At 59.2% G+C, this 6,000-nt stretch carries 5 protein-coding genes; 4 read left to right on the top strand and 1 reads right to left on the bottom strand.

Features of this window, described 5'->3' with window-relative positions; genetic code table 11:
- The coding region (locus EN991_RS00650) for a DJ-1/PfpI family protein (protein WP_206519128.1) at window positions 1–285 on the bottom strand (285 nt) is incomplete at its 3' end.
- Between the two features lie 424 nt (window positions 286–709).
- On the opposite strand from EN991_RS00650, the gene EN991_RS00645 reads away from it, so the two are divergent.
- The 4 genes from EN991_RS00645 to EN991_RS00630 all read left to right on the top strand — a co-directional run bounded on the left by EN991_RS00645 (window position 710) and on the right by EN991_RS00630 (window position 5,884).
- Window positions 710–2,005 (top strand): integrase arm-type DNA-binding domain-containing protein, encoded by a 1,296-nt coding sequence (locus EN991_RS00645; RefSeq protein ID WP_164766137.1) that lies wholly within the window; start codon window positions 710–712, stop codon window positions 2,003–2,005.
- A 194-nt stretch (window positions 2,006–2,199) separates the two neighbouring features.
- Entirely contained in the window at window positions 2,200–2,973 is a 774-nt protein-coding gene (locus tag EN991_RS00640) for a hypothetical protein (RefSeq protein ID WP_127367971.1), read from the top strand.
- An 86-nt stretch (window positions 2,974–3,059) separates the two neighbouring features.
- Entirely contained in the window at window positions 3,060–3,305 is a 246-nt protein-coding gene (locus tag EN991_RS00635; protein WP_245460873.1) for an AlpA family transcriptional regulator, read from the top strand.
- Window positions 3,306–3,379: 74 nt separating this feature from the next.
- The gene (locus EN991_RS00630; RefSeq protein WP_164766138.1) at window positions 3,380–5,884 is read left to right on the top strand and encodes a phage/plasmid primase, P4 family; all 2,505 of its coding nucleotides are present in this window, start codon (window positions 3,380–3,382) and stop codon (window positions 5,882–5,884) included.
- Window positions 5,885–6,000 lie beyond the last annotated feature (116 nt).

The raw sequence follows: 6,000 nt of genomic DNA, 5'->3' as shown, positions 1-6,000 counted from the left end.
GTCCAGGGCCTTTCGCTCGACGCGCAGCAGATCCGGATTGATGACCCCGCCAGGCAGGACGATCGCGTCATAGTCGTCCGACCGCGCCTCATCCAACGTCTTGTCGACAGGAATCTCCCGACCCCAGTCCTTGAGGTCCCAGCCTTTGATCTTGCCGCTTGCGAGCGACACGACATCGACCTCGGCGCCCGCCTCGCGTAATTTTTTGAGCGGAACTTCAAGCTCGGATCGTTCGAACCCGTTTGTCGCAAGGATAGCGACGCGCTTACCGGAAATATCCTGCATTGGTTTTTCTCCATCGTTAGGTGGTGGAGGGCTAACGAGGCGAGGCGGGAAGCGTTCCTGGCTGTAATTTTATGTGACATGAGAGGCGGATGGACGAAGCGCAGTTCGGCCCAAGCTCCCAGTTCGACAATGTCCAAAAACGAAAAAGCCGCGGCGGACCGCGGCTTTTCGATGCTTGATTTCCTTAGAGGAAATTGGAGCGGGTGAAGCGATTCGAACGCTCGACCCCAACCTTGGCAACCCATTGATTCGACGACGCTTTTCGTCACGCCAAGTAACTCCTTCATCCAGAAAACGATTGTCTATGGGCGCGGGGAGCGGAACGATCAGTTCCGTCGAGTTCCGTCGAAAACCGCGCCCTGCGGCTCCCCTCGGAAACCCGGCGAACGATCAACGAAGAGGACCCGGATACCCGGGGGAGCAAATGGCCACGACCAGCAAGAAGCGCCTTACGAACCAGTTCCTTGAACGCATGACACCGCCTAAGACCGGTCGGCTAGAGGTCGGTGACGACTTGTGCCCCGGTTTAATCCTACGGGTCTCCGATCAAGGGGCGAAATCCTTCTCGGTGATCTACCGGGTCCTCGGCGAGGGCGGCCAGACCGAATCCGGCCGCCATTTAGCCGGCAAACAGCATCGAATCACGCTTGGAAGATGGCCGGTGGTCAGTCTGGCAGACGCCAGAGAGCGTGCCCGGGCAATCTTAGGCAAGGCCGGCGCCGGCGCAGACCCGAGAGCCGAGCTGGCCTCTAGCGTGCGAGAGCGGCGGGCAAATACATTCTCGGCGGTATTGGAGCGACATATAAGGCAGGACGCAGCAAGGACCATATCGAGCTGGCCAAACGTCGAGCGGGTGTTGCGCCTGCACGTTGTGCCGCATTTGGGTGACACACCGATTGCGGATATCCGGCGATCCGACGTGCACGAAATCATCGACAACATTGTTGCAAGCGGCCGGATTGGAACGGCGCGTGAGGTCCGCAAGCAGATGTCACGCATCTTCAACTGGGCGGCCGACCGCGAGCTCATCGCCAACAACCCACTTAGCGGTATGAAGCGAAACGATCTGGCGCGAAACACGGAGGCCGGACGCGCGCTTAGCGACATCGAAATCCGCTCGATCTGGATGGCTGCGGACGATTTGCGTTATCCGTTTGGCTCGCTCTATCAGACGCTTATGCTTACAGGCCAGCGCCGGGCGGAGTGGGCCTTTTGCAAGCGTTCCGAGATCGATGCAGACAATCGGTGGCTGGACCTTGGCAAGGAGCGCTTCAAGAGCCGTCGCGAGCACATCGTGCCGATGTCGGCACCGCTCTGGGCTTTGTTCGAGCGGCTGCCAGTTTGGACCGGCGCCAACGACTACTTTGTTTTCTCGTCGCGGCATGGTCGTGTTCCAGTTGCCGGCTTCTCCCAGGGCAAGCGTGCGCTGGACGACCTGGCCCAGGAATATCTGCGGAAGGAACTGGGCAAGCCGGAAGCCATCCTCCAACACTACCGCATCCACGATTTCCGGGTGACCTGCGAAACCCGACTAGCGCATCTGGGCTTCAACCAGGAAGTTCGCGACGCCGTGCTCGGCCATGCCAAGCCGGGGTTGCAGAAGACCTACAACAAGCACGACTACCTGGAGGAGAAGCGGCGGGCGCTGCAGGCGTATGCTGAACACGTGCTGACCGTGGTTGTGCGTGGTAGCCAAGGGCGGCTATCGACTGCGGCCTAGAGCGGAAAAGCAGCCGGCGGCGTGGCCACGGTGATGGCTGGAGCGGCGAGCAGATCGGCAGGCTTCAACATGTAAACGGCCAAAGCATCACCGGCCTTGCATGTCCGTGAAAGCTTATTAGATGCGTTTCACAGCCAGCATCGATCGTCCGACAAAGGGATGGCCGAACGTCCTTGGCGACCGGAGCATCCGACTTGACAGAGAAAATCGCTGAGGTTGGGGAGAATCCATGTCGTGCACCATCTGAGGGAGAAACCACTACCATTTCATCTCAGGACGCGATGGAGGTTGCACGCCGCGTTCGGCGCGTTAATCCGACGGGCGACCCGAAGAGAGATACGCCCTTAATCGGCAAAGAGAGCAGCCTGTTCGAAGCAATGAAGCGAGCCGAACAAGCGCACAGAGATGCCCTGGGGATCGAGGCTGCGGCTCCACGCCAAAGGACGGCAAATCGAAAGCTGCTAAAGGCGCTGGAATCAGCTTTGCATGCCTTGGAGAATTCGTCGGTCAATCTGGCAATGATAGACCTCGATCTCGACAGGTCGTATGAGGAACCAGACAGCAATCGTGACCTGCGCGGCTTGCTTAAGAGAGCCGTAGCTGGCCTGAGAGCGGACGAGCACCTTATCCCCACGACCACGGACAGGTCTCTTCGCACTCCGATGAAGGATGACGCGGGCAAGGAGGTTCGCGTCAAGACCAGCGGTCTAAAGGCATTAGTCGGCGTGCTATTCGACTACGTCCGAAGTGAGACTGATATACCCTGGAGCGATCAATCGGACGAAGACGGGTCGATAGTCAACAATGGCGTGAGGCTGGCAAAGAAATTGAAGGCATCACGGAAAACGAGGTCGACTGTGAAGAAAAGGGCATCGGCACCGGCTCTCATGATGGTGTATGAGGTGGCCCGGCTCATCGACCCCGGATACACTGTCGACCAATGCTCGAACGCCATGCGGCCGCGCTAAACTTTGCACCCCTCGCCGGGTTAGCGCTTTTGCCCTGAGCACATTCATCACGCATTCCTCCGGTCACTGGTTACTGGAGGTGAAGAGTGGCAGATCGCTTTATCAGCATGGACGAGGTCATTGACCGGATCTCGTTCTCCAAAACGCACATTTATCGCAAAATCGCGGCAGGCTCGTTTCCGAGGCCAGTACCCCTTGGGCCACATAAAATTGCTTTCCTTGAACGGGAGATCGAGCAGTGGATGGCTTTGCGATTGGACGCGCGCGACTCTTTTGAGGGGGTACACGAGCGCAAGCTGCGCGCGGCTCGTGCCGCCAAAGGCACTCAATGAATCTCGGGTCGAAGGTTGTGCACCTCGAGGTGCCGTCTGGAGCGGCCGAAGGGGTAGATGGGCAGCAAGCCATCATGCCCGAGATGACGCCGGAAAAAGGCGACGGCATGGACGACAACAGTTTGCATGCGTTCCTGACAAGTCGACTGCCTCTGGCCTTGGTAAGAATTGACAAACGCGCCAGCTCAAATCAGCGATCAACATACTGCCGCGTCTTCAGAGACATTGACCAGGCCGTAGCATGGGCTCAGGCGAGCAACCTGGAAGGCGATCATATCTACGTCATCAACAATGCGCCGCCCGAAGGGTGGGCACCCCGGAATGGAAACCCACCAAAGGAAGCTGAGATCGCGCTGCGTACCCGGCTTCAGGTTGATCTTGACCCTGCAGGCGAGGATCATGATACCGCCCGCAAGCATGCGCTGGAAGTAATAGGGAGCATGCCATTACAGCCCACGATGATTGTGGACAGCGGTCGCGGTATTCAGGCGCACTGGGATTTGGTCGAACCCACAGGCGACATGCAGAAAGCGAAATCCGCAAATGAGGCCCTGATCGCTTGGCTACGCAAAGCGACCTCGCCAATGTTGGTAAAAGTTGACGGTGTTGCAAACGCGAATCGGATGATGCGCCTTCCGGGCTGCATCAACCACAAGACCGGCCGGACTGCGGCTATCATTTCAGCCAGTTCGGACCGCACTTATTCGCTCGAGCACTTCGCTGCCTTTTCGGTTGTAACAGTCGTGCCGGTGTCGTCACCGGCACGAGACGACAAGCCGTTCCATCCGAACTTCGCAGACAAGGTCAGCGGGGCGGACCCAAGCCCGATGCAGCGTGATCTCCTGCACGCGTTGTCTCACCTGACACCTGGAGATTTGGATTCGGTACCTGACTTGGCGAATCTTCCGACAGATTTGGCCCGGATGCAGGCGCGGCTGGGTGTACGAGGACCGAAGGACGTTAGGCTAAGCGGCGACGGTCAGGCGATCAGGGTTCCGCTTGACGAGGCGGGATATACTGAGAGCGAGGCTTCTCTTGCCTTTGCGGGAGAGTGTGTCCGAAGCGGCGCCCCATTGGAGCTCGCACTCTCCTTTCTGGTGAACGCCCACTGGGCGATCGGAGGTCATGCCAGCCGCCAGAACGACAAGTTTCGTGCGGCGCAGCGGGCGCTCGCAGAGGCGATCCTGAATAATGAGCCGGCGCCTCGCGTTGCCGGTGTCGACGGCGCGCCGGCATTCAGCCAAGAGCACCTGGCGCTGACTTTTGCCGAGGCGCACTGCAGCTCCATGCGCTACGTTCCGGAATGGGATCAGTGGCTCGTTTGGGATGGCCATCGGTGGGCAAAAGACAAGACCCTTGACGTTCACGACCGGGTTCGCCACCTGGCGCGCGACGCTGCCCGCCGAGTTGACAAAGCTTCTGAAGCTTACAGGCTCTGCTTGGCGAGTACCAGCGCTGCCGTTGAGCGCCTCGCGCGCTCCGACCGGCGCCTGGCGGTGCCGGCAGAGATCTGGGACGGAGACCTGAGGGTGTTGAACACGCCGGACGGCATCGTCGACCTCGATACGGGAAAAGTGCTTTCGCACGATCCCAGTGCGCATTGCACGAAGATGGCCCGCGTTGGCCCCGCAGGTGAAGGGATTGCGCCCGAACGTTTTCTCCGCTTTCTGTCGGAAGTGACTGACGGCGATCAGGAATACGTCGACTATCTTCAGCGGATGTGCGGCTACTTCCTCTCCGGCGAAACGTCGGAGCATGCATTGTTCTTTGCGTGGGGCACAGGTCGCAATGGCAAGTCGGTGTTCGTAAACACGGTCCGATTCATCCTGGGTGACTACGGTACATCCACGGCGACGGACACGTTGACCGCCAACAGCCAGCCGCAGCACCCGACCGAATTGGCTGATCTTCGCGGAGCGCGGCTCGTCACGGTGCAGGAGACCGAGGACGGTCGGCGATGGGCTGAGGCCAGGATCAAGCAGATGACCGGTGGCGATCCGATCAAGGCTCGCTTTATGCGGCAGGACTTCTTTGAGTATCTCCCGCAGTTCAAGCTATTCATTGCCGGAAACCATCGGCCCGGTTTTACCACAGTAGACGAGGCGATTCGGCGACGTATCCATCTGCTGCCGTTTACGGTCACCATTTCCGAGAAGAACGTCGACCGGAATCTGGAAGGAAAGCTGCGCGAGGAGGCGCCGGCCATCCTGCGCTGGATGATTGATGGGTACAGTAAGTGGCGCGCAGACGGACTGGAGCGACCTGCCCGGGTCAAGGCTGCCACACAGGAGTATCTGCAGGATGAAGATCTACTGGGCCGATGGATCAGCGAGTGTTGCGATCGTGATTTGACCCACAAGGAACCCGTTGCGGACCTCTTCGAGAGCTACATGATCTGGTGTCGGGCAGCCAATGAACGCGCCTTTTCTAAGAAGAAGTTCAGCTCAAGCTTGAAGGATCGCGGCGAGCGGCATGACGACACCGGCGGAAAACGCGGGTTCATCGGGCTGAGGCTGACCGCCGATGCCCGGGCCGCCGTGCGGAGTGCTCGGTCGGTCGTTGACGCCCCACCGTTCTGAGAGACGTCATGCGGATTATGCGCATGTCCTGCTTTCCCAAAAGAGGGGGGGCAGGTTGGCTGTGTCTTTCTGTTACAAAGCAGGGCGTCCGCATAAAGCGCATGATCTCCCCCTGT

Source organism: Mesorhizobium sp. M7A.F.Ca.US.005.03.2.1 (genome assembly GCF_003997795.1).
Classification (GTDB): domain Bacteria; phylum Pseudomonadota; class Alphaproteobacteria; order Rhizobiales; family Rhizobiaceae; genus Mesorhizobium; species Mesorhizobium ciceri.
The sequence above is the reverse complement of the archived record's forward strand: the minus strand, read 5'-3'. Positions and strand labels throughout refer to the sequence as shown.